This is a genomic window from Nonomuraea terrae, from assembly GCF_004348995.1.
Lineage (GTDB): Bacteria > Actinomycetota > Actinomycetes > Streptosporangiales > Streptosporangiaceae > Nonomuraea > Nonomuraea terrae.
In genome coordinates this window covers 1-4,213 of the sequence record NZ_SMKQ01000372.1, presented here as the reverse complement: position 1 = coordinate 4,213, position 4,213 = coordinate 1, and the positions used below count along the sequence as shown (strand labels likewise).

Sequence of the window (4,213 nt, the reverse complement as noted above, 5' to 3'; positions counted from 1 at the left end):
CCGCCCCAGACGAGCTTGCTCAGCGACCCCACGGTGATCACCTGCTCGCCGCGCCCGAACGCGGCCACCGGCGGCGGCGTCTCGCCCGAGAAGCACAGCTCGGCGAGAACCTCGTCGTCGACCAGCGGCACGTCGTGCGCGGCGGCCAGCGTGGCCAGCCGCCTGCGGGACGGGACGTCCATGACAGCGCCGTCGGGGTTGCGGGCGGTGGGGACGAAGTAGGCCAGAGCAGGGCGTCGGCGGATGTCCTCGATGCTCGTCGCGGGTTTGACGACCGCGGCCGCGTGCCGGAACACCTCCAGCGCGCCCGGGTACGTCGGCGTCTCGGCCAGCACCGTGTCGCCGGGCGCCACCAGCAGCCCGGTCAGCAGGGTGAGGGCCTGCTGGGCGCCCGTCGTCACGATGATCTCCTCGGGCGCGGTCGGCAGGCCCCGTCCGGTGTAGTACGCCGCCAGCGCGGCCCGCAGCGCCGGATGGCCGGCCGGCGCGTAACCCAGATCGTGCACACCCGCCAGACACGCCCCTGCCTCGGCGTACGCCTCGAACAACGCGGCCGGTGGGACAGGAGGAGCGGCGCAGGTCAGCAGCCGCACGCCGTCCGGCGGGTGGAGGAGGTGCTGCAGCAGCGGGTTCGCCGGCACGCCGTCGGCGGACCGCGTCGCCGGCAGGTCGAGCGGGGCGACCCTGGTGCCGCTGCCCTGCCGCCGCACCAGGCGGCCCTCCTGGCGCAGCAGGTCGTACGCGGCCACCACCGTGCCCCGGCCCACCGCGAGCCGCCTGGCCAGCGTGCGATCGGGTGGCAGCGTCGTGCCGGGGGCGAGGACGCCGTCGTCGACCAGCGCCCGCAGCCGGGCGGCCAGCAGGAGGTAGAGGGGCCCGCGCCCCGACGCCCACCGGCCCAGGAGGGCGACGAGGTCATCGAGATTGGTCCCGTTCATGAGCCGATTGTGGCCTATTTCCGCCCTTGCCCTGCAGGCTCGCCGCTGGACTAGCCTCGGCGTATGTTCGTTGTCTCCATGATCGGGGGAATGCCGTGACCACCGTTGTCCACGAGGATGTGCTCGCCGCCGCGGCGAGGACAGGCGGTCACGTGCTCCGCACGCCCGTCCTGGAAATCTCGCCGGGGTTGTGGTTCAAGCTGGAGTTGCTGCAGCACTCCGGGTCCTTCAAGGTGCGCGGGGCGTTCAACCGCATCCTGGCCGTCGGCGACGTGCCCGCCGGCGGGGTCATCGCGGCCAGCGGCGGCAACCACGGGCTGGCCGTGGCGTTCGCCGCCCGCGCCCTGGGGGTGCGCGCCGAGATCTTCGTTCCCGAGGTGACGAGTCCCGTCAAGGTGGCCGGGCTCAGGGCGCTGGGGGCGCACATCACGCAGACGGGCGCCATCTACGCGGAGGCCGCCGAGGCCGCGGCCAAACGCGCCGCCGAGACGGGGGCGCTGCAGGTGCACGCGTACGACCAGCCCGAGGTGGTGGCCGGGCAGGGCACCACCGGGCTGGAGATCATGGAGCAGACCGGCGGGGTCGACACCGTGCTCGTGGCCGTGGGCGGCGGCGGGTTCGCGGCCGGGATCACCGTCGGCACGTCCGGCGGAGGCTCGGCGCCGCGCATCGTGGCCGTCGAGCCCGAGCGCATCCCGACCCTGCACGCGGCGCGCGAGGCGGGGAAGCCGGTGCCGGTGCAGGTCGGCGGGGTGGCGGCTGACGCGCTTGGTGCCAGCGTCATCGGCGGGCTGGCGTTCGAGATCCTGCGCGGGCCGAGGGTGGACAGCGTGCTGGTGAGCGACGAGGCCATCGTCGCGGCGCGGCGTACGCTCTGGGAGCGGCACCGGGTGGCGTCCGAGCACGCGGGCGCGGCCGCGTACGCGGCGCTGCTGTCGGGCGTCTACCGGCCGGAGCCGGGTGAGCGGGTGGCCGTGGTGGTGTGCGGCTCCAACACCGACCCCACCACCCTGACCACCGACTGACCGACCCGCCCCGCACCGGCTGCTCCCCAGGGACGCGACGTCTGCGAGCAGATCCCGTCCGTCGTCGGGAGGCCGGGCGGGGCGGGCGGTGCGCCCGTGGCGGCGGGCTCCGGTGCCTGGGTGGTCAGAGGTAGGTGTGTTCGGGGGACGGGAAGGCGCCGGATCTGACGTCGTCCGCGTACGCGCGCGCGGCGCGGTCCATGGTGGCGGCCAGGTCGGCGTACTGCTTGACGAACTTGGCCGGGCGCGGCGTCAGCCCCATGAGGTCCTGCCACACCAGGACCTGGGCGTCGGTCGCCGCCCCGGCGCCGATGCCGATCGTCGGGATCGCGAGCGACGTCGTCACCCGCTGCGCGAGGTCACCCGGCACGCACTCCAGCACCACCGAGAACGCCCCGGCCCGCTCCAGGTCCTTCGCGTCGGCCATGAGCTCGTCGCCCGCCTGGCCCCGGCCCTGGACGCGGTAGCCGCCGAACACGTTGACCGACTGCGGGGTCAGCCCGAGGTGCGCCATCACCGGCACCCCGGCCGACACCAGCGTCTCGACCTGCGGCAGGATGCGGCGGCCGCCCTCCAGCTTGACCGCGTGCGCGCCCGCCTCCTTCATGAAGCGCGCCGCCGACTCCAGCGCCTGCGCAGGCGAGGCCTGGTACGACCCGAACGGCAGGTCGGCCACCACGAGCGCCCGCGACGAGCCGCGTACGACGGCCGCCGTGAGCGGCAACAGGTCGTCGACCGTGACCGGCAGGGTCGATTCGTGGCCGTAGACGACCATTCCCGCCGAGTCGCCCACCAGCAGGACCGGGATGCCCGCCTCGTCGAAGACCCGGGCCGTCATCGCGTCGTAGGCGGTGAGCATGGCCCACCGCTCTCCGCGCTCCTTGGCCGCGGCGAGGTCGCGGACGGTGACGCGGCGTCCCTGCGCACCGCCGTACAGCGTGGTTGAAGAGGACATGTGTAAACCCTCCAGAAACGTCTCGAGGCGCCCCAGTGCGTCCCCGGACTCTCTCCGATGATGTCACGCGGGAAAAACCGTGGCGAGACTGTCGGTACCACCTGCCACAATCTGCAGGGAGGTAACGAACACCATGGCTTTCGAGTCTTACCGGCGGCTGCTCAAAATCCCGGGCGTCCCCACCTTGCTCCTCGTGGGGCTGCTCGCGCGGGTGCCGACCACGGCCACCGGCATGGCGCTGACCCTGCACGTCGCCGTGGTGATGGGTCTCGACTTCATCCCCGCAGGTGCGATCACCGCCGCCAGCACCATCGGCAACGCGATCGGCTCCCCGCTGATGGGCCGGATGGTCGACAAATACGGCCTGCGTCCGGTGCTCATCATCACCACGATCGCCCAGGCGGTGTTCTGGTCGTGCGCGTGGTCGTTGCCGTACTGGGCGCTGGTCGTGACGGCGGTGCTGGCCGGGTTGCTGGCGCTGCCGGTCTTCAGCGTGACCCGGCAGTGCCTGGTCGCGCTGGTGCCCGTCGAGCAGCGGCGCACCGGTTTCGCGCTCGACTCGATGCTGGTCGAGGTGTCCTACATGGTGGGCCCCGCGCTGGCCAGCGTGGGCATCGTCACGCTGGGCAGCGGCGTGACCTTCCTCGGCATCGGGGTGGGCCTGACGGTGGCCGGCCTGGGCCTGATCCTGCTCAACCCGCCGACCCGCTCGGCCGAGGAGCTGGGCGAGCAGGGGCAGCGGGTGCCGAGGCGGCAGTGGCTCACGCCGTCGTTCGTGGCGTTGCTCGGCACGACCGCGGCGGCCACGTTCGTGCTCACCGCGAGCGAGCTGTCCCTGATCGCCACGATGGAGCACGCCGGGGAGACCGCGTGGGTCGGCCTCGCCGTGGCCGTCTGGTGCGTCTACTCGCTGGTCGGTGGCTTCGTGTACGGCGGCCTGTCGCGGGGCTTCTCGCCGCTGCTCCTGATCGGCGCCATGGGGTTGCTGACGATCCCCGTGGGGCTGGTCGACGGCGGCTGGCAGTGGGTGGTGCTGGCGCTGCTGCCGGCCGGGCTGGTGTGCGCGCCGTCGCTGTCGTCCACGGTCGACGTGCTCAGCCGGTGGGTGCCGAGCGTCGCCCGGGGTGAGGCGATGGGCCTGCACGGCACAGCCCTGCTGATCGGCGGCGCGATCTCGGCGCCCATCGCGGGGGCGGTGATCGACTCCATGGGGCCGTCGTGGGCGTTCGCCGTGGCGGGCCTGGTGGCGGTCCTGATGGTTCTCGCCGCCCTCCCGTTCTGGCGCTCCCGTCCCC

4 protein-coding genes are annotated in these 4,213 nt (G+C 73.4%); 2 read left to right on the top strand and 2 right to left on the bottom strand.

Going from position 1 to position 4,213, the window contains the following annotated elements:
- On the bottom strand, positions 1-938 hold a 938-nt coding region (locus tag E1286_RS46335; protein ID WP_132623653.1), incomplete at its 3' end, for an aminotransferase-like domain-containing protein.
- A 95-nt stretch (positions 939-1,033) separates the two neighbouring features.
- Between E1286_RS46335 and E1286_RS46330 the strand changes: the two genes are divergently transcribed.
- Positions 1,034-1,963: a threonine/serine dehydratase gene (locus E1286_RS46330; protein ID WP_132623651.1), complete on the top strand. Its 930-nt coding sequence runs from the start codon at positions 1,034-1,036 to the stop codon at positions 1,961-1,963.
- A gap of 124 nt (positions 1,964-2,087) precedes the next feature.
- On the opposite strand, the gene panB is transcribed toward E1286_RS46330, so the two are convergent.
- A complete protein-coding gene (gene panB, locus E1286_RS46325) occupies positions 2,088-2,918 on the bottom strand; it encodes a 3-methyl-2-oxobutanoate hydroxymethyltransferase (RefSeq protein ID WP_132623649.1) in 831 nt (276 codons plus the stop codon).
- A gap of 133 nt (positions 2,919-3,051) precedes the next feature.
- Here panB and E1286_RS46320 point away from each other — a divergent pair.
- The coding region (locus E1286_RS46320; RefSeq protein WP_132623647.1) for an MFS transporter at positions 3,052-4,213 on the top strand (1,162 nt) is incomplete at its 3' end.